Below are 21,801 nucleotides of genomic sequence, written 5' to 3' on the forward strand. Positions count from 1 at the left end.
GCGAGCATCCTGCAATCCTGCCCCATGACCGTCCATGGGCGGTTCCGAACGGCCCTTTGCGCTTCCGGAACCGGGTCAGGCCGACCGGTCGGCCGGCCTTTTGCGCACGACGCCGGAAACCCCTGTTTCCGAGACGCGCCATGCGCGAATGCGAATTTCGAGAGCGCGGCGCGCTCCACTCCAGCATCGGGCACCGGAGCGACCGGTCCGCCAATGCGCGACCGGCGGGCTCTCCGCAGAGAGCCCGCCGGTCAATTCGTCAGCGACGGAGACCGAGCTTGTCGATCAGCGTCTGATAGCGCGTGTCATCCTTGCGCTTGAGGTAATCAAGCAGGCTGCGGCGCTGGGAAACGAGAGCAAGCAAACCACGGCGGGAATGGTTATCCTTCTTGTGATCCTTGAAGTGCTCCGTCAGGTTCTTGATGCGCTCGGAAAGGATGGCAACCTGGACTTCCGGGGACCCGGTATCGCCCTTCGCGGTCGCGAATTCGGCCATCAGTTCTTTTTTGCGATCGGCAGTAATCGACATCGTGTTTTTCCTTATCTGTTCGAGGAAACGGGACGCCCTCAGCCGGGATGTCGTCCAGCAGGGGCCGGTGCAAGCAGCGCGTCAGGGCGCGAAGCTGCCGCGCATATAGTGCAATTTCCCGCAAAACACCAGCCTAATTGTCAAGCCGGCTTGTCGCATGTCCTGCCGCAAAACAGAGGGTTCTGCTGCTACAGCCACTTCTTCCATTTGAAGAAGGCGACGAGCCCGACAGCAACGACCAGCATGAACAAAAGTGCCGCCGGGTAGCCGTAGTAGGCCTTGAGCTCCGGCATGTTCCAGGGCGAGCTATCCGGGTCGAAGTTCATGCCCCAGACACCGACGAGGAAGGTGAGCGGCATGAAGATCACCGAGACGATGGTCAGATAGGAGATGACGTCGTTGGTGCGTGCCTGGGTCAGCGACAGATGCATTTCGATCAAGCCGGTCAGCATGTCGCGCTGGGTCTCGACCAGTTCGATCAGCCGCAGCGCATGGTCGAGCGTGTCGTTGAAGAATATCTTGGTCTCGGCCTGCACGAAGGGCACGTCGTTGCGGATCAGCGTCGCCAGCGCGTCGCGCATCGGCCACAGCACGCCCTTCAGCACATTGGCGTCGCGCCGCAATTCGTGCAACTGCCGCATCTGGTGCTTGTGGGGCGTGTTGAGCATCTGGTCTTCGATGCCGTCGACCAATTCGCTCACCGTCTCGATCGGCGGGAAATAGCTGTCGACGATGGCGTCGATCAGCGCATAGGCGAGATAGTCGGCGCCGCGCGAGCGCAGCCGGTTGGGCATGGGAGCCGCGATGCGCTTGCGCACTGGATCGAACGGGTCGCCCTCGCGCTCCTGAAAGGTGACGACGAAATTCTCGCCGAAGAACACCGCGATCTGCTCGTAGCGATGCGCGGCGACATCGTCGATCATGCGCATGACGACGAAGGCGTGGTCCTCGAAGAAATCCACCTTCGGCCGCTGGCCGGTGTTGACGACATCCTCGAGCGCCAGCGGATGAAGGTCGAAAATCCGGCCGATCTCTTCGATCAGCGGGATGTTCGCGAGCCCCGTGCAATCAAGCCAGACGACCGGCCAGCGGTCGCAATGGGTGTTGAGCTCGTCGATGCTGGCATTGTCGATGGTTTTGTATTTCTCCGGCGAGATCAACGTCAGCCGAAGCTCGCTGCGCCGCGCCGCCGGATCGGCGATCAAGGTGCCGGGCGAAGCGCCGACCGGCGGCCGGCGGATTTTCAGCGGCGCCCGCTTTCCGACGGTCTCAGCCATTGCCACAATCCTCTGGGCCATAATCCTCTGGGCCATGATTCCTCTGGGCCATGATTCCTCTGGGCCATGAGCTCCCCTGGGGCGCGACGTCATAGCAGATCGCTGCTCTAACCGACGGTTTTCATGCAATTCCGACGAGAACCGTTACACGTTTTCCTGGAACTGCGAGCCGAAACTAGCCGAGTGCCGTCAACCGGCAAAGACCCGCTTGGGCTTGAACATGCCCTGTTCGATGGCGCCGATGGCGACGAGCTTGCCGCGCGCCGTGGCACAGGCCTCCTCGGCCTCGACCGGCGCGTCGCGCCCTCGAATGATGACGGGATTGCCGAGGCGGATCTTGGTCGCGGCGTCATCGCTGACGGCGACCTGCGGCAGGCAGTCAAGCGCTGCGGCGGTCTCGACCAGCAGCGCATCAAGGGCGCCGAAATCGACCGGCACCTCGGCTTCTTCGTCCGAATTCTCATCCGTCTTGCCGCCGAAGCGCGCCGCTTCGAGCTCGGCGACGGTGACGAAATCGTCCGCCGTGAACGGCTCGACCTCGACGCGGCGCAACTCGGAGATGTGGCCGAAGCAGCCCAAATCGCGACCCATGTCGCGCGCCAGCGAGCGCACATAGGTGCCCTTGCCGCACTCGACCTCGAAGACGGTTCTATCGACACCATGCTCGACGATGTCCAAACGGCCGATTTCGATCTCGCGGGCGGGAATGTCGACCGTCCCGCCGTCGCGGGCAAGATCGTAGGCGCGCTCGCCGGCAATCTTGACGGCAGAAAATTGCGGCGGCGTCTGCATGATGACGCCGGTGTATTTCGGCAGCAGCGCCCGCACCTCGGCCTCGGCCGGGCGGCGGTCCGAGCTGTTCGTCACCGGCCCTTCGAGGTCGTCCGTCGACCGCTCCTCGCCCCAGGCGACGGTGAAGCGGTAGACCTTGGCGCCATCCTGCACGTAAGGCACGGTCTTGGTCGCCTCGCCGAGCGCGATCGGCAGCATGCCGGAAGCCAACGGGTCGAGCGTGCCGGCATGGCCGGCCTTCTCCGCTTGGAACAGCCATTTGATCTTGGAGACGGCTTCGGTCGAGCCCATGCCGACCGGCTTGTCCAGCACCACCCAGCCGGAGACCGGCCGGCCCTTCTTCTTGCCGCGGCGCGCCACCTATTCCTCGTCCTTGTCGTTGTTTTTATTCTGGTGGTCGAGATCGCGCGCGACCTCGGGCGATTTCAGCAATTCGTTGATCCTGGCGAAATTGTCGAAAGACGTATCGAGCCGGAAGCGAAACTCGGGCATGTACTTCATCTGCCTGAGCGCGCCCGAGACGCGGCCGCGAATGAACTTCGCATGTCTGTTGAGCGCCCCGACCACGGCGTCGGCGTCGCCGGCCCCAAGCGGCGAGATGAAAGCAGTGGCGATCTTGAGGTCGGGCGACATGCGTACTTCCGAGACCGAGACGACGCTGTTCTCGATCACCGGGTCGACGATTTCGCCGCGCTGCAGGGTCTCGGATAGGGCGTGACGCACCTGCTCGCCGACGCGCAGCATGCGCTGGGAGGGGCCTGATGTTGTCGAACGGGACATTTTTCTTCAGTCCTGAAATCGTGAAGCGCGGGATGGGACCGCGCCACATGTCTCAACTACGAAACAAGGATCTCGGGCGGCAGCCTTGCGGCCGCCGCCCGGTGAATTCCGGCAGTATATCCGAAATTAGAGCGTCCGGCTCACCATCTCGACGCGGAAGCACTCGATGACGTCGCCGACGCGCATGTCCTCGTAGTTCTGGAAGGCCATGCCGCATTCCTGACCGCCCGGCACTTCCGAAACCTCGTCCTTGAAGCGCTTCAGCGTCTTCAGCGTGCCTTCGTGGACGACGACGTTGTCGCGGATCAGGCGCACGCCCGCGCCACGCTCGACCTTGCCTTCGGTGACGCGGCAGCCGGCGATCTTGCCGACCTTCGAGATGTCGAAGATCTCGAGGATCTCGGCATTGCCGATGAAGGTCTCGCGCCGCTCGGGCGAGAGCATGCCGGAAAGAGCTGCCTTCACGTCATCGACGAGGTTGTAGATGATCGAATAGTAGCGGATCTCGATGCCGGCAGCGGCAGCAGCCGTGCGCGCCTGCGCATTGGCGCGGACGTTGAAGCCGATGATCGCAGCGCCCGAGGTCTCGGCAAGCGAGACGTCGGTCTCGGTGATGCCGCCGGCGCCCGAATGAACGATCCGTACCCTGACCTCGTCGTTGCCGAGCTTTTCGAGCGCAGCGTTGATCGCTTCGATCGAGCCCTGCACGTCGCCCTTGATGACCAGCGGAAACTCCTTCAGCCCGCTCGCTTGCAACTGCGACATCATCTGCTCGAGCGAGCCGCGCTGGCCGGCATGCTTGGCCACCGCCTTCTCGCGCGCCAGGCGCTGGCGATACTCGGTGATCTCACGCGCACGCGCCTCGTTGTTGACGACCGCGAAGCGGTCGCCTGCCTGCGGCGTGCCCTGGAGGCCGAGCACCTCGACCGGCATTGCCGGCGGCGCTTCCGGCACATGCTCGCCGCGATCGTTGACCAGCGCGCGGACACGGCCCCATTCGTTGCCGGCGACGATGATGTCGCCGGGCATCAGCGTGCCGGTCTGCACCAGCACGGTGGCGACCGGACCGCGGCCCTTGTCCAGCTGCGCCTCGATGACCGCGCCTTCGGCGGTGCGGTCGGGATTGGCCTTGAGGTCGAGGACTTCGGCTTGCAGCAGAATCGCTTCCAGCAGCTTGTCGAGATTGGTGCCCTTGGTCGCCGAAACCTCGACGTCCAGCACCTCACCGCCCATCGATTCCACGAACACTTCGTGGCGCAGCAGTTCAGTGCGCACCTTCTGCGGGTCGGCGTCGCGCTTGTCGATCTTGTTGATCGCCACGATGATCGGCACGCCGGCCGCCTTGGCGTGATTGATCGATTCGATCGTCTGCGGCATGACGCTGTCGTCGGCCGCCACCACCAGCACGGCGATGTCGGTCACCTGGGCGCCGCGAGCGCGCATCGCCGTGAAGGCGGCGTGGCCGGGCGTGTCGATGAAGGTGATCTTCTGACCGTTCTTTTCGATCTGGTAGGCGCCGATGTGCTGGGTGATGCCGCCGGCCTCGCCGGAGACGACATTGGCGTTGCGGATGGCGTCGAGCAGTGAGGTCTTGCCGTGGTCGACATGGCCCATGATGGTCACCACGGGCGGACGCGACACCAGGTCTTCCGGACGGTCGGCGATGTTGAACAGGCCTTCCTCGATGTCGGACTCGGCGACGCGGCGGACCGTATGGCCGAATTCGGAAGCGACCAGCTCGGCCGTATCGGCGTCGATGACGTCGCCCGGCTTCAAGATCTGGCCCTGCTTCATGAAGAACTTGACCACGTCCACGGCGCGCTCGGACATGCGCTGCGCCAGTTCCTGGATGGTGATGGTTTCGGGCAGGATCACTTCGCGCATGACTTTCTCGCGCGGCTCGTTGTGCATCGCGCGCTTGAATTTTTCCTGGCGGCGGCGCATCGACGACAGCGAGCGGCCGCGCGCATCTTCATCCGACAGCGCGGTGTTCAGCGTCAGCTTGCCGCGGCGACGGTCTTCCTCGCCCTTGGTCGGCTTGGCCGGCCGCGCGACTTCCGGCGTGACCAGACGGCGCACAGGCGCTCCGGCGCCGGCACCACCAGGGCGCCGCGGCTTGACCTCCTCTTCCTCGTCGGCCGTGGCCAGTTCGGCGGCTTGCGGGGAGCGGCGGCGCGCTTCTTCCTCGGCGCGGCGGCGGGACTCGGCCTCGGTTTGCAGACGTGCCTCTTCCTCGGCCTGACGGCGGGCGGACTCCTCACGCTCGCGCTTGCGGCGCTCTTCCTCCTCGGCGCGGCGCTTGGCCTCTTCCTGGGCGCGCTGACGATCCTCGATCTCACGTGCCTTGGAGCCTTCGAGCGCCCTGCGGCGCGCTTCCATCTCGCCGCGCGACAATTCGTTCAGCACCATGCCGGAGCGTTCCGGCTGCGGCGGCGCCTTCGGCGCTTCCGGCACGGCAGGCGCGGGTGCCGCGGCTGCGGGCTTCGGGGTGAAGACGGACGGCGCCACCGGCTCCGGCTTGTCGCCGGGCAGCGAGAACTTGCGCTTCTTGGTCTCGACCACGACCGACTTGGTGCGTCCGTGCGAGAAATTCTGGCGCACGGTGCCCTGCTCGAGGCCAGGGCGCTTCAGCGTCAAGGTCTTCTTCGGCGTAACGCTCAACGTCTTGTCGTCGCCCGATTTCGTATCGCTCATTCCATATCCTCTGCGGCATCATCATCGTCAGCAACGGCCGCAAGCATTGCCAAATCGTCCGGGGTTCCGCCCCGATAACGGTCGAGCGCAACCATGCGCTTCTCAACCGCCTTACCCGCATCCTGCGCGAGGACGGCAGCATGTATCACATTTGTACCCCCAATGCCAAGCTCAACTCGGCTTCGGGGAAAAGTTTGTAGGCCGGTGTAGCGGGGCCGCCGAGATGAACGGTTGCCCGCCGCGCCTGACTGATCTTGCGCACGCCGTCGTCCGAGGCTTCCCTCGCGTGCAGCACGAAGAGCGCCTGCCCGTCGCGCACGGCAGCCTCTACCTTGGCGGCGCCCAGTACGACCGCTCCGGCCTTGCGAGCAAGACCCAACATGCCCAGGGCGGATCTGGAAAGCAGCCCGTCGACCATGTCGCCGAGTTCGGCTGGAACGGTGACCTGCGCCTTGAAAGCGCGGGCAAACAGGTTCTTCGCCGCTGCCTTGTCGATATGTAGGCGATCGGCGGTGACCCAGCAACCGCGGCCGGGCAGATTTCGCTTGATGTCCGGAACGACGGCCGAATCCGGGCCGACGACGAAGCGGATCAGTTCATCCGCTTCGGCCTGCCTGCGCGTGACGATGCAAGTGCGATCGTTCATGTCGTCCACGGGTTTTGCGATTGGTGGTCACCTCACGCACCGACGGTTTCACCGGCCGCTTCCTCAGCGGCCAGTTCTTCCTCGGAAATCCAGCCGGCCTTCTTGCGAGCGGTCAGCACCATCTGCTCGGCATCGGCGCGCGAGACGCCGTGATCGGCGAGCACACCGGGATAGACCTTGGTCTCGCCGTCCTTGCGTTCCTTCCAGCCGATCAGGTCGTCGGCGGCATAGCCGGCGAAGTCCTCGATCGTCTTCACGCCGTCCTCGCCGAGGGTCACCATCATGGCCGTGGTGATGCCGGGGATCTCGCGCAGCTCGTCCTCGACGCCGAGCGCCTTGCGCTTCTCGTCGTGCTCGGCCTCGATCTTCTCCAGATATTCGCGGGCGCGCGACTGGATTTCCGAAGCGGTGTCCTCGTCGAAGCCGTCGATCGAGGAGATTTCGCCAGAATCGACATAGGCGACTTCCTCGACGCTGGTGAAGCCTTCCGAGGCAAGCACCTGGCCGACCATCTCGTCGACATCGAGGGCTTCCATGAAGAGGGCCGAACGCTCGACGAATTCCTTCTGGCGGCGCTCGCTCTCTTCCTGCTCGGTCAGGATGTCGATGTCCCAGCCGGTGAGCTGCGAGGCAAGACGAACATTCTGGCCGCGGCGGCCGATGGCCAGCGACAGCTGGTCGTCCGGCACGACCACCTCGATGCGCTCCGCATCCTCGTCGAGCACCACCTTGGCGACTTCCGCCGGCTGCAGCGCATTGACGATGAAGGAAGCGGCCGAAGGCGACCACGGAATGATATCGATCTTCTCGCCCTGCAATTCGCCGACCACCGCCTGGACGCGGCTGCCGCGCATGCCGACGCAGGCGCCGACCGGATCGATGGAGGAATCCCGCGAGATGACGGCGATCTTGGCGCGCGAGCCCGGATCGCGGGCGACCGACTTGATCTCGATGATGCCGTCGTAGATTTCCGGTACTTCCATGGTGAAGAGCTTGGCCATGAACTGCGGATGCGTGCGCGACAGGAAGATTTGCGGGCCGCGCTGCTCGCGGCGCACGTCGTAGACATAGGCGCGGACGCGGTCGCCATATTTGTAGTTCTCGCGCGGGATCAGCTCGTCGCGCCGGATGATCGCCTCGCCGCGGCCGAGGTCGACGATGACGTTGCCATATTCGACGCGTTTGACGGTGCCGTTGACGATCTCGCCGATGCGGTCCTTGTACTCGTCATACTGACGATCGCGCTCGGCCTCGCGCACCTTCTGGACGATGACCTGCTTGGCCGACTGCGCGGCGATGCGGCCGAAATCCATCGGCGGCAGCTGTTCGGCGATGAAGTCGCCGAGCTGGGCGTCGGGATTGCGCTCGCGCGCCGTGGAAAGGGCGATCTGCGTCGCGTAATCCTCGACCTTCTCGACCACTTCCATCAGCCGCTGCAGCTTCATCTCGCCCGTATTGGGATTGATGTCGGCACGGATATTGGTTTCCTGCCCATAACGCGAACGCGCCGCCTTCTGGATCGCATCGGCCATCGCGGCGATGACGATCTGCTTATCGATCGACTTTTCACGCGCGACCGCATCGGCGATCTGCAGCAGTTCGAGCCTGTTGGCGCTTACAACCATTGTCTTTCTCCCGACTTCGCTCCGGGCATCGGCCCTGAAGCTCGATCAACTTTCCTGTTCGGTTTCGTTTTCTTCGCCGGCGATTGCATCTTCTTCCGCTTCGCCCCGGCGTTTTTTTGCTTCCTTGCGGGCCCTGTTGTCCTTCGACAGGGCCTCGCGGATAAGATCGTCGGTCAGCACCAGGCGCGCCTCGGCAATCGCGTCATAGGGCACGCGTACCGTCGGCTCTTCGCCATAGGCCGCCTTGTCGCGCTCCAGCAAGATGCCGTCGGAGTCCGCCTCGGCGATCTTGCCTTTGAAGCGCTTGCGGTCGCCGATGAGGACCGACGTCTCCATCTTGACCAGATGGCCGGTCCAGGTGGTGAAATCCGATTTGCGCACCAGCGGCCGGTCGATGCCCGGCGACGAGACTTCGAGATGATACGCCTTTTCGATCGGATCTTCGACATCGAGCGCGGGCGAAACCGCGCGGCTGACCTCTTCGCAATCCTCGACGGTCATGGTGCCGTCGTCGCGCTCGGCCATGATTTGCAGCGTCAGCCCGTTCTGGCCGGTCAGTTGCACCCGCACGAGGCGGAAGCCGATGGCCTTCAGCACCGGCTGTATGATCAGCGCAATGCGCGCATCGATACCGCTTTCGCGGATGATACGGTCGTCGGCCTCGCTTGCCGCTGCGGTCATTAGTTTCCTGTCGCCTTGTCGCTCCGGCCGGCAGGTAACAAAAAAGAGCGGGACCGGGTGGACCCACTCTTCGTCATACCGACCAAGAATTTGAGGCTGATATAAACGATCCCGCCCGGCGTTTCAAGCCTGACGATGCATCGGAAGCCCCGACGGTAGCAGCGTTGCGTGCCGAGCATGGCAGCCATGCGCCGGCGCCTCTGTAACCTTCGCCTGCCGACAACCATCTATGTTGCGGTGCAGAAAGAAAGGTCGGGCGCACTGGCGCGCGAAGGTATTTGTCATGGACCGTGGATTGTTTTTTGTGATTGGCGATTTTCTTGGCACGTTCGGCAGCGCGGCTGCCGCATCGCGGGCCGTCGAGGCGAACCGCAAGCCGCGCCGCAGCGACCTGAAGAAACTCGGCATCGACCCGGCCGCTTTCGACAAGCTCGGCCGCTTTTAGGCCGCCCACGGAAGAAACGGACAATAGCTGAGTTCGAGCTTAAGCCTCGAGGCGCAGAATTCGTTGGCGGTCGCGGCTTCTTCGAGAGGCAGCCCTCGCCCCTACTTCTGGGCTTCTACGAGCGACGCAGCGATTGCAGCAATCGAACGGAACAAGACAAGCGGATCGTCCTTCGTCGGCAGAAATCCCCGTCTTTGCCAGAATTGCGCCGCCTCCCCGTCGATTGCATTGACCATGAGCGCACGTCCTCCAATCAGATCTGCAGCCTGAACGCAGCGCTGGAGCGCGTGCTTCAGCAAGCCAGTGCCGACACCGCGCCCAGCCCATTCTGTATCGGTCGCAAGCTGGCCAAGGAGAAGACAGGGCACCGGATCGGGCGGTTGCCCTGTGCGAATCGACCGGGGCAAGATCGACGGCACCACAGCCGTCGGCGCCAAGGCATAATATCCGACCACTCGGCCGGCCTCGTGGACAACGAGAACGGCCGTGAAGCCTTTCTCCTGATTGGAGAGCGCGCGCGTTTTCAGCCAGTGATCAAGTGTAGGTTTCCCGCAGGAAAACCCGGAAACGTCGTGAGCTGCGCCAAGCGGTTCGGGAGCCGATAAGGCCACGCCCTAGCGCTTTGCTGCGTAACCGGCTTCCCAGGGCGCGGGCCGCTTTGCCAATTCCACCATGTCGGGAACCGGAGCGACCGGGGCTGACAGAACCTCGATAAACTCCGCGAAGCCTTCCGGGCTCATGCGGATAAGGCGGCTGTCCATCAACACATCTTCGGCCGCGCGCACGGCAGCATCGCGCACGAAATCCGTGCGGGACCGGCCGCGGAGAGCGGCGGCACGATCAATGATCGCCACGTCCGCCTCCGGCAGGCGCATCGAGATCGGGTATTCCTTACGTTCCACCGTGGCGGCCATAGTTAATCTCCCTGCCGTTAATATGGCAGCATGTAGCGCGAACTGCAATACATCAATCGTCCAAGCCGGCCGCAAGCCGAGTTCTCTGCGACCGGAAGACCGCTTTGGCAAGCGGTCCCCCCGCTGCTGAGCGGCTGGTTACCGGTCCCTGGGAAGTTAGTGCTCGATAGCGTCCGGCCTACTTCCGGATAAAGGTCAGATAGGCGGGCCGCCTTCCCGCGCGAAGGGCCTTTGCCTCGTAGCGGGTGCCGGGCCAGCCCTCATAGGGCGTGTGCCAGTCGGCAGCCTCGTTTGCCTGCCGGGCGAAACTGCCATTGGCGCTGCAGGCGAGCAGCGTCCAGTTCACATAGCTGTCGATATCGGAGGCGAAGCGGAATCTCCCGCCCGGCTTCAGCACCCGGGCCAACCGGTCGAGATTGGCGGGGCTGACAAAGCGCCGCTTCCAGTGCTTCTTCTTCGGCCAGGGATCGGGATAAAGCAGGTCGATGCCGTCGAGCGAGGCTGGCGGCAGCCAATCGAGCAGACGCGTGGCGTCGTCGTCATAGACTCTCAGATTGGCGAGCGGGCGCTTGTCGAGCGCCGTCATCATCTTGGCCATGCCGTTGACGAAGGGCTCGACGCCGATGAAACCGGTCGCCGGAGCCTCCGTCGCGCGATGCAGAAGATGTTCGCCGCCGCCGAAGCCGATCTCGAGCCGACAGGCTGAAACGTCCGCCTTGAACAGCGTTCCAAGGTCCGCGGGTGCCTCCGCCGTCAGGTCGAGGCGATAGGCGCGCAAGCCACGTTCAAGCGCCTCGGCCTGCTGCGGACGAATGGTCTTGCCGTGCCGGCGGCCGAAAAATCCTTCGGTCGCGCGGCTTGGCCTGTCGGTTGGCTCCATGAACAGGTCTGGCGACGCCGTCAGGCGGCAATCGCATCGGCAACCGCGTCCTTGAGCGCCTTGGCAAGGTCCGTCTTCTCCCAGGAGAAGGAACCGTCCCGGCCGGCCTTGCGGCCGAAATGGCCATAGGACGAGGTTTTCGCGTAGATCGGCTTGTTGAGGTCGAGATGACGGCGGATGCCGGAAGGCGAGAGGTCCATCACCTTGCGCAGCGCCTCCTCGAGCCTGGCCTCGTCGACCCTGCCGGTGCCGTGCAGGTCAACATAGACCGACAGGGGCTGGGCGACGCCGATGGCGTAGGAAAGCTGGATGGTGCAGCGGTCGGCGAGCTTGGCCGCTACCACGTTCTTGGCGAGATAGCGCGCCGCATAAGCAGCCGAACGGTCGACCTTGGTGGTATCCTTGCCGGAGAAGGCGCCGCCGCCATGGGGCGCAGCACCGCCATAGGTATCGACGATGATCTTGCGGCCGGTGAGGCCGGCATCGCCGTCGGGCCCGCCGATCACGAACTTGCCGGTCGGGTTGATGTACCAGTTGCAGTCGTCGGCGACCTTGAGTTCGCCAAGCGCCTCGCGGACGTAAGGCTCGACGACATTGCGGACCTTCTTCGAATCCCAGCTCGAGTCGAGGTGCTGGGTGGAAAGCACGATCTGCGTCACTTCCGCCGCCTTGCCGTTGGCATAGCGCACGGTGACCTGGCTCTTGGCGTCCGGGCCGAGCTTGGCGGCCTCGCCGTTGCCTTCGTGGCGCGCGGCGGCAAGCAATTCGAGGATCTTGTGACTGTAGTAGATCGGCGCCGGCATCAGGTCCGGCGTCTCGCGGCAAGCATAGCCGAACATGATGCCCTGGTCGCCCGCGCCTTCCTCGCCCTGGCGGTCGGCGGCATTGTCGACGCCCTGGCCAATGTCCGGCGACTGGCCGTGCAGCAGCACCTCGATCTTGGCCGTCCTCCAATGGAAGCCGGCTTGCTCGTAGCCGATCTCACGGATGGCCTTGCGGGCGACCGATTTGAACTTGGTCGGGTTGACGACCGGGTGGCCCGCCGCATCCTTGAGGATGTTGCCTGCCTTGTCCTTCTTCAGCAGCGTCTCGGGAACCCTGACCTCGCCGGCGATGACGACGCGGTTGGTGGTGGCCAGCGTCTCGCAGGCAACGCGCACCTTCCACGGGTCCATGCCCGTCTTCCTGGCCTCGCGATAGACGAGATCGACGATCTCGTCGGAGATACGGTCACAGACTTTGTCGGGATGGCCTTCGGAGACGGATTCCGAGGTGAAGAGATAGTTCTGCCGCGTCACGGGTGTCCCCTCTTGAAAAGGATCGGCAAGGCTGCCGATTTTGGCGCGCCACGTGTTAGCGGTGCCGGGCGCCGCTCGTCAAGCGGCGCGACAGATCTGGCATGACTATCGGCACAATCAACTTGTGCCACCGGCGGCAGGGTACCGCCGGCGACATGAGCCTGGATTCACTCGGCGTCGTCCGGCGAAAGGGACTTCACAAGATCGATAATCCGGCGCCGCACCTTGACGTCGGGAATCTTGACGAAGGCACGATTGAGCTGAAGCCCTTCCGGGCTGCCGCAGAATTCGATCGCGAAAGTCATCGAGGCATCCTCGGCAAATCCCCGATTGCCGGTGACCGCCTCCTGACCGGGGGCGTCCTCGAAGAAGAAGGCGACAGGGACGCTCAGGATGGAGGCGATTGCCTGCAGGCGGCTGGCGCCGACCCTGTTGGTCCCCTTTTCGTACTTCTGTATCTGCTGAAACGTGATGCCGAGATTTTCACCCAGCTTTTCCTGGCTCATTCCAAGCATATTGCGACGCAGCCGAATACGACTGCCGACATGAATGTCGATCGGATTCGGCTTCTTCTTGTTCTCTTCTGTCATTTTTTCCTCGCCGAATTTTTCCGGCTTTTTCTATTTTTGCCGCCCAAACGAAACCGGAGCCACCTGCCCCAACAGACCCCTCCAACCGACTTCGAGAAAATTTTAGGCGTTACAGTATGAGTTTCTAATGTGCCGACTGTCAATTCACCCGTAGCCGCTGCCTTACATTCAATGTGAGGGCCGCGAGGGCAAACAGCAACATGATCAGCAATCCGTTAATTCGCCGCTGATCGGCGGTTAGCAGGGCGCGCCCGGAAACCGGCACATGGGCGTCGATGGCGCCGCTCGCATCGACTGCCAGGGCATCGACGATGCGCCCACGCGAATCGACAACGGCGGAGATGCCGTTGTTGGCCGCACGCAACAAAGGCACTCCATTCTCCACCGCACGAATCTGCGCCTGCCTGAAGTGCTGGTAAGGGCCTGGCGTGTCGCCAAACCAGGCGTCGTTGGTGACGTTCACAATAAGCTCGGATGACGCTGCATCGATTGCAACGAGGTCAGGAAAGATGACCTCGTAACAGATGAACGGAACCGCGCGCAGGCCGTTCGGCACCGCGATCGGATGGCGTTCGTTGCCGGCGGCGAAATTCATCGGTCCGGCAACGAGCTGGCCTACGCCGAAACGCTCGAACAGGCCGGCAAAAGGCAGATATTCGCCGAACGGCACCAGATGCACCTTGTCGACAGCATCGACGATCTCGCCCTTGTCGTTGATCGCCACCACTGAGTTGTAATAACGGCTGCCGGCATTGCCTGCGCCACCCTCCTCGCGCACCACGCCGGCGATCAGCATCTGGCCGTCGCCCAGCATATCGCCCAAGGCCGTCAGCGCGTCCGGACGCTCCGTGAACAGGAACGGCACGGACGTTTCCGGCCACAGGATCAGTTGCGGCTTGGCATGGCCTTGCTCCGGTGCCTTCGCCGAAATCCCCATCAGCGTGGCGAAGATGCGGTCGCGCACCGAGGCATCCCATTTCTCGGTGAGGTCGACGGCGGGCTGAACGATGCGCACGTCGATCGAGCGGGTGGCCGGCCGGGCTGGGACGGCAAGCCTGAAATAGCCGAAGCCGACGTGAGCGGCAACGAGAGCGACGAACAAGGCCAAGCCCAGCCTGAGATGCCGGCGCGCCGCGACAAGCGCCGGCAGGGAAAAGACAAAAACGGCGAGCGCGTTCATGCCGATCATGCCCGTCACCGACACGCTTTGCATCAGGAGGGGCACCGGCATTGCGGCATAGCCGACGGCATTCCAGGGAAAGCCGGTGAACAGGAAATCGCGCAGCCATTCCGCAAGGCCGAAGCCGAAGGCAAGTGCGGCGATGCGGCCGATATCACTGCTCCAGCAAAGCCGCGCCACGAGCGTCGCAAAACCATAGAAGAAGGCGAGTCCAAAGGGGATGCCGACGACGGCGAAGGGCAGCGCCCAGGCGAAGCTGTCGGCCTCGACAAGAAGGGCCTGGCCGATCCACCAGAGGCCGGCGAGGAAATAGCCGAAGCCGAACCACCACCCGATGGCGAAAGCCGGGCGAAGGCGACGCAGCCAGCCGTCGGAGGCTTCACCGGTGGCGCCGTCGAGCAGCCAGACAAGCACCGGAAACGAGACGAAACAGACGGCGAAGAAATCGTAAGGCGCCTGGGCGAGAACCGCGAGCGCTCCCGCGACAAACGCTACCAGCGACCGCCGCCACCCCCACAGCAGAATTATCCGGCCGGCAAAGCGCTGCATTCAACTTTCCAAGTCGCGCGAATCAGGCAGCCAGAGATTTAACAGGCCGAGCCGGATGCTCCAAACACGAGTAAGCGCAACAAATTCACGGTCGCGCTAACGGTGCCACCCTTCAATGCTGAGGCCGCTCAGTCGCTCGGCCTCCTCTTTGGGCACAATGCGCACGGTCTGTGTGAAGGTCCAGACATGGCCTTCTGGATCGCGGGCTCGATATTGCCGTTCGCCGTAGAAACGATCGATGGGCTCCTCAACGATTTCTGCCCCCGCGGCGCGCGCTTTCTCGCAATGGGCGCCGAGGTCTTCCCTCAATCGGATATAAACCGACTGCGTGTTCTTGCCGCCGACAGAGGCGGGGCTGGCAATATGCGCGGCCCATTCGCCATCGACGATGATATAGCCGTCGCCGAACCGCATTTCGGCATGAACAAGTCGCCCGTCGCTGTCGTTCGCCAGCATGCTCGGCTCGAAGCCGAACGCCGCCTGAAGCCAGGCCAAAGCCGCGCGGGGATCTTGATAGAAGACGCCGGAGCCGAGGACAGCGTGCTTGAACGGGTCGTCGATCGGCATGAGCGAATATCAGGCCTGCTCGGTGCGCGCCGCGCGGCGGCGCTGCCGTTCGCCCTTCGGGCTCTGCACGATGCGCACCCGCTTGACGCGGCGCGGATCGGCGTCGAGCACGTGGAATTCGAAGCCCGGTATGGCCTGCACCACTTCGCCACGGGCCGGAACCCGGCCGAGCGTGTTGAAGATCATGCCGCCGATGGTGTCGACATATTCACCGTGCTCGCCCGCGGCGAAATCCTCGCCGATCATCTTGGCGACGTCGTCGATCTCGGCCTTGCCGTCGACCACGAACACGCCCTCCCCGATCCGGGTGATCATCGGCTCGTCGTCGTCGTGCTCGTCCTCGATGTCGCCGACCACCATCTCGACGATGTCCTCGAGCGAGGCGAGGCCGTCGGTGCCGCCATATTCGTCGATGACCAGCGCCATCTGGGTCCGCGTCGTCTGCATGCGCCCCATCAGGTCGGAAGCAAGCATCGATGGCGGCACGAACAGCACCGGACGGATCAGGTCGAGATCGCCGATGGTGCGGGCGAGATCGACCTGGGCCAGATCGAGGATGGTCGGCGCCTGGGCCTTCCTGTTCGCCCGGCCCTTCTTGACGCGGGCGACCTTGGTGATGTGGGCGAGAACGTCGCGTATGTGGACCATGCCGCGCGGATCGTCGAGCGTTTCGGAATAGACCGGCATGCGGGAATGACCGGACTGTTCGAAGAGGCCAAGCAGATCGCCAAGCGAGGTGGTGATCTCGACCGCCTCGATATCGGCACGCGGCACCATGACGTCCTCGACGCGCACTTCGCGCAGCCGCAGGATGTTGTTGAGCATCGCACGTTCGCCGGGCGAGAAGGATTCGGCATCGGTGGCCGTTTCGGCCAGCGCGTCGGCGATCTCCTCGCGCAGGTTGGTGCCGTTGCGGTGCCTGAACAGGCCTAGCACGCGATCGAAGAGAGAAGGACCGGCATGCGGAGGCTCGGCGGCCACGCTGCCGGTCGGAATACTCGGACTGGAGCCCTCTTCCGATTTTTCGGAAGGCTTGGCCGCACTGCCGGCGTCCGGACGGGCGGCAGTTTCTGGTTTGTCGTTCATCGCCATCAGGTCAATTGGTCTTTTTTGTTACGCGTAGGGATCGGGAATGGCAAGCCTCGCAAGCGCCGCGCGCTCGATCGCTTCCATCTCCTCGGCCTCGGCGTCGGTCTCGTGATCATGGCCCAGAAGATGCAGCAGGCCATGGATGACGAGATGGGTGATATGGTTCGCCAGCGGCTTGTCTTCCAGTGCGGCCTCACGCGCAACGGTCTCGGAAGCAAGCACGATGTCGCCCAACATCGGCGGCAGCTCGGCGCCTTTCGGAACGGAAAAAGCCGGGAAAGACAGCACGTTGGTCGGCTTGTCCTTGCCGCGCCATTCGGCGTTGAGAGTGCGGATATGGGCGTCGTCGGAAAAAACGACGCTGAGCTCCGAAGCGCCGCTCGCGCCGGTTTCGGCAAAGGCGGCAGCGACGGCCTGATCGACCAGGTGCGCCAGCTCGGCCTCAGGGGGCCAGTCGCCGGCCTCGACGAAAATATCGATGTCGACCGGCGTCTTGCCGCTGGATCCCGGATTTTCAGCCATGGGGCTTGGATCAGCTCTCGGCGCCGAGGCCCCTGGCGAACTTGCCGTCCCGGTCATAGGCCTTGACGATCTCGGCAACCAGTGGATGGCGCACGACATCGCCCTCGTTGAAGCGGACCGTGACTATGCCCGGCACGCCGTCGAGGATGCGCAGCGCCTCGACCAGGCCCGACTTGGTGTTGGGCGGCAGGTCGATCTGGGTCGGATCGCCGGTGACGATCATGCGCGAGTTCTCGCCGAGACGGGTGAGGAACATCTTCATCTGCATCGGCGTGGTGTTCTGCGCCTCGTCGAGGATCACCGCGGCATGCGCCAGCGTGCGGCCGCGCATGAAGGCTAAAGGCGCGATCTCGATGACCTCGGCGGCGATCGCCCGCTCGACCTTGTCGGCCGGCATCATGTCGTATAGCGCGTCGTAGAGGGGCCGCAGATAGGGGTCGACCTTCTCCTTCATGTCGCCGGGCAGGAAGCCGAGCCGCTCGCCGGCTTCGACCGCCGGGCGCGACAGCACGATGCGCTCGACCATGCCGCGCTCGAGCAGCATCGCCGCATGGGCCACCGCCAGATAGGTCTTGCCGGTGCCGGCCGGGCCGATGCCGAAGACCATTTCGGAGCGCTCCAGCGCGCGCATATAGGCGTCCTGGTTGAGCGAGCGGGCATAGATCGTGCGCTTGCGCGTGGCAATCTGGGCGGCCGAAACCTTGCCCTTGCGCTCCATGGTGGGCAGCGTCAGCTGGTCGTCGGCGGCGATCGCCATGCGCACGGCGCCGTCGACGTCGGACTGGCCGATATCGACGCCCTTCTGCAGAATGCCGTAGAGCGTGTCGAGCGCGCGGCGCGCCTGCTCGGCGGCCGAAGCTGTGCCCTTGATCGCAAGCTGGTTACCGCGCGAACGGATATCGACGCCGAGCTTCTGCTCGAGACGGGCCAGATTCTCGTCGAACTGGCCGTATAGGGCGCTGGCAAGCTTGTTGTTGTCGAAGGTCAGTACGATGTGCGCCATGTCGGAGGCCCCGGATGCCTGGTTCTGGGGCGGATTCTTCAGTTCAGCAGCGCTCAACCGTCTCTCCTCATCTGCCGAGGCTTGTGGCTATGCATGTCGTTGTCCCGAAACCGCGAGCACTTTTTGGGCGACATGCATCAGGCCAACTCGGCGAACAGGCTGTTGGGACCTGTCTTCGTGATTCGTACGTCGATAATGTCACCGATTCCGCCGGCCTTGTCGTCAACAATAACAGGCTGCAGCCAGGGCGAGCGGCCGACGATCTGACCGGCATGGCGGCCGGGCTTCTCGATCAGCGTGCTGACGGTGCGGCCGACCAGGCTGGCGATGAATGCCTTCTGCTGCTCGTTGACCAGCGCCTGCAGGCGCTGCAGCCGCTCGTCCTTCACGGCTTCCGACACATGGCCGTCCATCTCGGCGCCCGGCGTGCCGGGACGCGGCGAATATTTGAACGTGAAGGCCGAAGCGTAATTCACCTCGCGCACCAGTTCGAGCGTTGCCTCGAAATCCGCTTCCGTCTCGCCGGGGAAGCCGACGATGAAGTCGCCGGACATGGCGATATCGCCGCGCGCGGCGCGGATGCGATCAATGAGCGCCAGATAGTCGCGTGCCGTATGCCTGCGGTTCATCGCCTTCAGTATCCGGTCGGAGCCAGACTGCACTGGTAAATGCAGATAGGGCATCAAGGCCGGCAGGTCACGGTGCGCGGCGATCAATTCATCATCCATGTCGCGCGGATGGCTGGTGGTGTAGCGCAGCCGCGCCAGGCCGGGAATTTTCGCCAGGCGGAAGAGCAGGCGGCCGAGGCCCCATTCCTCGCCGTTTTCGCCCTCGCCGTGCCAGGCGTTGACGTTCTGACCGAGCAGCGTCACCTCGCGCACGCCAGCCTCGGCGAGGCGCTCGGCCTCGGCGACGATCTGGGCCACCGGCCGCGAGACTTCGGAGCCGCGCGTATAGGGCACGACGCAGAAGGTGCAGAACTTGTCGCAGCCCTCCTGCACGGTAAGGAAAGCGGTGACGCCGCGCTTTGCCAGCTCGGCGCGCTTCGGCTGCGGCAGATGCTCGAATTTGTCCTCAATGGCGTAGTCGGTCTCGACGATCTTCTCGCCGCCGCGCACCCTCGCCAGCACGTCGGGCAGCCGGTGATAGGTCTGCGGGCCGATGACGAGATCGACGGCCGGCGCACGGCGTATGATTTCCGCCCCTTCGGCCTGCGCCACGCAGCCGGCGACGCCGATCAGCAGCTCACGGCCGGCCTCGGCGCGCTCGGCCTTCATGTCGCGGATGCGGCCAAGCTCCGAATAGACCTTTTCGGCTGCCTTCTCGCGGATGTGGCAGGTGTTGAGCAGCACCAGATCGGCGTCTTCGACGGCGTCGGTGGCGACATAGCCGTCGGCCGCCAGCGCATCGGTCATACGCTGGGAATCGTAGACATTCATCTGGCAGCCATAAGTCTTGACGAAGACCTTTTTCGCCGCCCCGGCATGCACCGGCTCGCGCTCAGGCGCGGTGCCGATGTCGTGGCTTTCAATCGTGTTCAATTCCATCGGGCGGCTTCTAACGCCTTTCCGCGACAAAAAACAGCCGATTCCGGCAGGCTACGGCGCCGCGCGTCGGTTTTTCAAGCTATGCGCTGACGACTGGGACGCGGCTCGGCGAGCGCAGCCTGCATCATCTCGCGCACCCTGGCTTCCATCAATCTTGCCGTTTCCTTGCGGTTTGAACCCTTGGAGAAGGGCACCGGATCACCGAAATGCACTTCGGCATCGAGCGAGCCCTCGGCAAGCAAACCCTTCAAATGCGGCATCAGGTCCTGGTCGCCGATCCAGGCGGCGATCGGCCGGTGACGGCGGCCCATCGGCACGCCATGCAGGCGCGTATAGGCGATCGCCACCGGCTGGATGAAGACCTGGTCCGCCGCCCCTTCCGAAATCGCCATCGAGGCGGCACCGAACAAGGTGCTCTTGAACGGCAGCACCAGATTGCCGTCGCCGGTCGAACCCTCGGCGAACAGCACCATGGCATCGCCCTTGGCCATGCGTCTGGCGATCTCGCTCGCCTGGTCGCCGGAGGTGCGCCTGCGCTCGCGCTCGATGAAGACGGTGCGCTGCAGCTTGGACAGCATGCCGATCATCGGCCAGCCTTCCATGTCGGCCCTGGCGATGAACTTCACATCGACAAAGGAGCCGAGCACCATGATGTCGGTCCAGGAGATGTGGTTGGCCGCGATGAGCAAGGGGCGCTGCTTCGAGAGCGCGCCTTTGACGTGCACGCGCATGCCCAGCGCCTTGAGGATCATGCTGTGCCAGATTTTGAGGACGACCGTCTCCGGCCAAAGCCTCGTCTTCATCGACAGGAGCTGCAGCGGCGCCAGCACCAGCGTGCCGGCGGCGACGAGGCCGAACGCCACGAAAATCCGCAATTTCTTGATCATTCGCTCCGGCCCTATCCCACGGTCTGGCTAGCGAAGATCGCGGCGCATGACAAGCGCGCCGGTCGGGCCGTGCTCGGTCGACCGGTAGTAGTTCGGACGCTGGCCGACCTGACGGAAGCCCAGCCGGCGATAGAGCGCGATGGCCGGCGTATTGGTCTCGTCGACCTCGAGGAACAGCGCCTCGGCGCGCTGCGCATGCAATTCGCGCAGCACCGCATCGATCAATTGCCAGCCAAGCCCCTGGCGCCGATGGGCGCGAGCCACCGCGACCGTAAGGATCTCGCCCTCGCCTGCCGCGAGCCGCGCCAGCACGAAACCGACCGGCGGCTTCGCACCCTGCCCGGTCTCGCGCGCGGCGTAACCGAACACGGTGTCCTGTTCGAGCAGTGCCGCGAACTCGCCATCGGTCCAGGGGCGAACGAAATCCTCGCGATGCAGCACCGCAACGGCTGCGCTGTCGGCCACCGTCAGCGGCTCCAGCGCATAATCCCTGCGGCGCGGCTGAAAGAAAGGGATGCGCATCAGGATTTTTTTCCCTTTGGTGCATGATCTTCTCCAGAACCCGGCTTCCCGGATTCATGGCTCCGCCTTGGCAGAATGAAACCGGCCTGCGGCTTGGCGTCGGCGCCACGCAGATAGAGCGGCTTCGGCTTTGCGCCTGGCCCTTTCGCGGCGGCCAGTCGGGCATAGGTCGCTATGTCGGCTGTGGCAACGGCCGGCCCGGTGTCGAAACCATGTCCGCTCGCCGCGATCAGCGGCGCGGCGGTGCCGGTGAGGACCGCTTTCGCATCGACTGCCATTCCGGTCGCTTGGGAAAGCGTGGCCACCGTTGGTCCGTAAGTCAGAACTAACGCTTCATCGAAAAGCGCCGCATGGAGTTCCTCGCGGCCGGCGTCGAGCGCCGCCAGCACGGCACGGCCGGGAAAGGCATTCGCGGCTTCCGCCGCCAACGCTTCCAGCGTCGTCACGCCGATAGCCGGGATTTTCAGCGCCAGGGCCAAGCCGCGCGCGGTCGAGACGCCGACGCGCAGGCCGGTGAAGGAACCGGGGCCGATCGAGACGGCTACAGCGTCCAAGCCTTGATAGCCGATCCCGCTGGCCTTCAATGCCGCCTCGATGACGGCCATCAGATGCTCGGCATGCCCTTTGCCGAGGTCGAGCACCTGGCGGCCAAGCTCGATGCCAACGTCAGCGTCGTGTACGCAGGCGGCGCAGAGATTGGCGGCGCAGTCGATGGCGAGCAGCTTCATAGGGCCGGTTAACCAACTGGATCAAAACACATTCCCTGTGCCCGGCATGGCCCGCC

The 21,801-nt window shown here is 64.1% G+C and carries 22 protein-coding genes and 1 pseudogene; 1 reads left to right on the plus strand and 22 read right to left on the minus strand.

What is annotated here, in order from left to right:
• Positions 1-259: 259 nt before the first annotated feature.
• From rpsO to rimP, 8 genes and pseudogenes are all read right to left on the minus strand, one after another.
• A complete protein-coding gene (gene rpsO / locus EJ078_RS11705) occupies positions 260-571 on the minus strand; it encodes a 30S ribosomal protein S15 (protein WP_275955123.1) in 312 nt (103 codons plus the stop codon).
• Positions 572-717: 146 nt separating this feature from the next.
• Complete coding sequence (gene corA, locus EJ078_RS11710) at positions 718-1,812, minus strand: magnesium/cobalt transporter CorA (RefSeq protein ID WP_095824402.1); 1,095 nt, start codon at positions 1,810-1,812, stop codon at positions 718-720.
• Between the two features lie 183 nt (positions 1,813-1,995).
• The gene (gene truB / locus EJ078_RS11715; protein WP_095824225.1) at positions 1,996-2,958 is read right to left on the minus strand and encodes a tRNA pseudouridine(55) synthase TruB; all 963 of its coding nucleotides are present in this window, start codon (positions 2,956-2,958) and stop codon (positions 1,996-1,998) included.
• Entirely contained in the window at positions 2,959-3,378 is a 420-nt protein-coding gene (gene rbfA / locus EJ078_RS11720; RefSeq protein WP_095824226.1) for a 30S ribosome-binding factor RbfA, read from the minus strand.
• A 126-nt stretch (positions 3,379-3,504) separates the two neighbouring features.
• Positions 3,505-6,072 carry a translation initiation factor IF-2 gene (infB, locus tag EJ078_RS11725; RefSeq protein ID WP_127215725.1) on the minus strand — a complete coding sequence of 856 codons (2,568 nt, stop codon included), beginning with the start codon at positions 6,070-6,072 and terminating at the stop codon, positions 3,505-3,507.
• A pseudogene (locus EJ078_RS11730) lies at positions 6,069-6,718 on the minus strand (RNA-binding protein). Before EJ078_RS11730 ends, infB begins: the two are co-directional and overlap by 4 nt.
• A gap of 32 nt (positions 6,719-6,750) precedes the next feature.
• Positions 6,751-8,343 carry a transcription termination factor NusA gene (gene nusA, locus EJ078_RS11735; RefSeq protein WP_066996346.1) on the minus strand — a complete coding sequence of 531 codons (1,593 nt, stop codon included), beginning with the start codon at positions 8,341-8,343 and terminating at the stop codon, positions 6,751-6,753.
• Between the two features lie 45 nt (positions 8,344-8,388).
• Positions 8,389-9,024, minus strand: coding sequence for a ribosome maturation factor RimP (gene rimP, locus EJ078_RS11740; RefSeq protein ID WP_095777503.1), 636 nt, complete (start codon positions 9,022-9,024; stop codon positions 8,389-8,391).
• A gap of 295 nt (positions 9,025-9,319) precedes the next feature.
• On the opposite strand from rimP, the gene EJ078_RS11745 reads away from it, so the two are divergent.
• Positions 9,320-9,469: a hypothetical protein gene (locus tag EJ078_RS11745; RefSeq protein WP_164750404.1), complete on the plus strand. Its 150-nt coding sequence runs from the start codon at positions 9,320-9,322 to the stop codon at positions 9,467-9,469.
• A gap of 101 nt (positions 9,470-9,570) precedes the next feature.
• Here EJ078_RS11745 and EJ078_RS11750 read toward each other — a convergent pair whose 3' ends face one another.
• The 14 genes from EJ078_RS11750 to tsaB form a co-directional block, all read right to left on the minus strand.
• Positions 9,571-10,080: a GNAT family N-acetyltransferase gene (locus EJ078_RS11750; protein WP_095824230.1), complete on the minus strand. Its 510-nt coding sequence runs from the start codon at positions 10,078-10,080 to the stop codon at positions 9,571-9,573.
• Between the two features lie 3 nt (positions 10,081-10,083).
• Complete coding sequence (locus tag EJ078_RS11755) at positions 10,084-10,383, minus strand: DUF1778 domain-containing protein (RefSeq protein WP_067324525.1); 300 nt, start codon at positions 10,381-10,383, stop codon at positions 10,084-10,086.
• A 178-nt stretch (positions 10,384-10,561) separates the two neighbouring features.
• A complete protein-coding gene (locus EJ078_RS11760) occupies positions 10,562-11,263 on the minus strand; it encodes a tRNA (guanosine(46)-N(7))-methyltransferase TrmB (RefSeq protein WP_208721530.1) in 702 nt (233 codons plus the stop codon).
• A 20-nt stretch (positions 11,264-11,283) separates the two neighbouring features.
• Entirely contained in the window at positions 11,284-12,561 is a 1,278-nt protein-coding gene (gene metK / locus EJ078_RS11765) for a methionine adenosyltransferase (protein ID WP_066996328.1), read from the minus strand.
• Positions 12,562-12,728: 167 nt separating this feature from the next.
• Positions 12,729-13,151: a helix-turn-helix transcriptional regulator gene (locus EJ078_RS11770; RefSeq protein ID WP_095777507.1), complete on the minus strand. Its 423-nt coding sequence runs from the start codon at positions 13,149-13,151 to the stop codon at positions 12,729-12,731.
• A 139-nt stretch (positions 13,152-13,290) separates the two neighbouring features.
• Complete coding sequence (gene lnt, locus EJ078_RS11775; RefSeq protein WP_127214997.1) at positions 13,291-14,880, minus strand: apolipoprotein N-acyltransferase; 1,590 nt, start codon at positions 14,878-14,880, stop codon at positions 13,291-13,293.
• Between the two features lie 96 nt (positions 14,881-14,976).
• Positions 14,977-15,447 carry a VOC family protein gene (locus EJ078_RS11780; RefSeq protein WP_127403905.1) on the minus strand — a complete coding sequence of 157 codons (471 nt, stop codon included), beginning with the start codon at positions 15,445-15,447 and terminating at the stop codon, positions 14,977-14,979.
• Between the two features lie 9 nt (positions 15,448-15,456).
• On the minus strand, positions 15,457-16,533 hold the full coding sequence (locus EJ078_RS11785) for a hemolysin family protein (protein WP_095824403.1): 1,077 nt from the start codon (positions 16,531-16,533) through the stop codon (positions 15,457-15,459).
• A gap of 27 nt (positions 16,534-16,560) precedes the next feature.
• On the minus strand, positions 16,561-17,058 hold the full coding sequence (ybeY, locus tag EJ078_RS11790; protein ID WP_066996319.1) for an rRNA maturation RNase YbeY: 498 nt from the start codon (positions 17,056-17,058) through the stop codon (positions 16,561-16,563).
• Between the two features lie 10 nt (positions 17,059-17,068).
• Positions 17,069-18,061: a PhoH family protein gene (locus tag EJ078_RS11795; protein ID WP_245299624.1), complete on the minus strand. Its 993-nt coding sequence runs from the start codon at positions 18,059-18,061 to the stop codon at positions 17,069-17,071.
• A 137-nt stretch (positions 18,062-18,198) separates the two neighbouring features.
• Positions 18,199-19,608, minus strand: a complete 1,410-nt coding sequence (miaB, locus tag EJ078_RS11800; RefSeq protein ID WP_127214995.1) for a tRNA (N6-isopentenyl adenosine(37)-C2)-methylthiotransferase MiaB — start codon at positions 19,606-19,608, stop codon at positions 18,199-18,201.
• 74 nt (positions 19,609-19,682) lie between these two features.
• The gene (locus EJ078_RS11805) at positions 19,683-20,495 is read right to left on the minus strand and encodes a lysophospholipid acyltransferase family protein (protein ID WP_095824236.1); all 813 of its coding nucleotides are present in this window, start codon (positions 20,493-20,495) and stop codon (positions 19,683-19,685) included.
• A gap of 27 nt (positions 20,496-20,522) precedes the next feature.
• The gene (gene rimI, locus EJ078_RS11810; protein WP_095777510.1) at positions 20,523-21,017 is read right to left on the minus strand and encodes a ribosomal protein S18-alanine N-acetyltransferase; all 495 of its coding nucleotides are present in this window, start codon (positions 21,015-21,017) and stop codon (positions 20,523-20,525) included.
• A complete protein-coding gene (gene tsaB / locus EJ078_RS11815; RefSeq protein WP_127214994.1) occupies positions 21,017-21,745 on the minus strand; it encodes a tRNA (adenosine(37)-N6)-threonylcarbamoyltransferase complex dimerization subunit type 1 TsaB in 729 nt (242 codons plus the stop codon). The genes rimI and tsaB overlap by 1 nt, the downstream gene beginning before the upstream one ends.
• Positions 21,746-21,801: the final 56 nt, after the last annotated feature.

This window comes from Mesorhizobium sp. M1A.F.Ca.IN.022.06.1.1 (assembly GCF_003952605.1).
Lineage (GTDB): Bacteria > Pseudomonadota > Alphaproteobacteria > Rhizobiales > Rhizobiaceae > Mesorhizobium.

Excerpts from the sequence above, each read along its gene's own strand:
- rbfA (WP_095824226.1), bottom strand. The coding sequence starts at position 3,378 with ATGTCCCGTTCGACAACATCAGGCCCCTCCCAGCGCATGCTGCGCGTC.
- infB (WP_127215725.1), bottom strand. The coding sequence starts at position 6,072 with ATGAGCGATACGAAATCGGGCGACGACAAGACGTTGAGCGTTACGCCG.
- nusA (WP_066996346.1), bottom strand. The coding sequence starts at position 8,343 with ATGGTTGTAAGCGCCAACAGGCTCGAACTGCTGCAGATCGCCGATGCG.
- rimP (WP_095777503.1), bottom strand. The coding sequence starts at position 9,024 with ATGACCGCAGCGGCAAGCGAGGCCGACGACCGTATCATCCGCGAAAGC.
- EJ078_RS11755 (WP_067324525.1), bottom strand. The coding sequence starts at position 10,383 with ATGGCCGCCACGGTGGAACGTAAGGAATACCCGATCTCGATGCGCCTG.
- EJ078_RS11760 (WP_208721530.1), bottom strand. The coding sequence starts at position 11,263 with ATGGAGCCAACCGACAGGCCAAGCCGCGCGACCGAAGGATTTTTCGGC.
- EJ078_RS11770 (WP_095777507.1), bottom strand. The coding sequence starts at position 13,151 with ATGACAGAAGAGAACAAGAAGAAGCCGAATCCGATCGACATTCATGTC.
- lnt (WP_127214997.1), bottom strand. The coding sequence starts at position 14,880 with ATGCAGCGCTTTGCCGGCCGGATAATTCTGCTGTGGGGGTGGCGGCGG.
- EJ078_RS11780 (WP_127403905.1), bottom strand. The coding sequence starts at position 15,447 with ATGCCGATCGACGACCCGTTCAAGCACGCTGTCCTCGGCTCCGGCGTC.
- EJ078_RS11785 (WP_095824403.1), bottom strand. The coding sequence starts at position 16,533 with ATGAACGACAAACCAGAAACTGCCGCCCGTCCGGACGCCGGCAGTGCG.
- ybeY (WP_066996319.1), bottom strand. The coding sequence starts at position 17,058 with ATGGCTGAAAATCCGGGATCCAGCGGCAAGACGCCGGTCGACATCGAT.
- EJ078_RS11795 (WP_245299624.1), bottom strand. The coding sequence starts at position 18,061 with ATGGCGCACATCGTACTGACCTTCGACAACAACAAGCTTGCCAGCGCC.
- miaB (WP_127214995.1), bottom strand. The coding sequence starts at position 19,608 with ATGGAATTGAACACGATTGAAAGCCACGACATCGGCACCGCGCCTGAG.
- EJ078_RS11805 (WP_095824236.1), bottom strand. The coding sequence starts at position 20,495 with ATGATCAAGAAATTGCGGATTTTCGTGGCGTTCGGCCTCGTCGCCGCC.
- rimI (WP_095777510.1), bottom strand. The coding sequence starts at position 21,017 with ATGCGCATCCCTTTCTTTCAGCCGCGCCGCAGGGATTATGCGCTGGAG.
- tsaB (WP_127214994.1), bottom strand. The coding sequence starts at position 21,745 with ATGAAGCTGCTCGCCATCGACTGCGCCGCCAATCTCTGCGCCGCCTGC.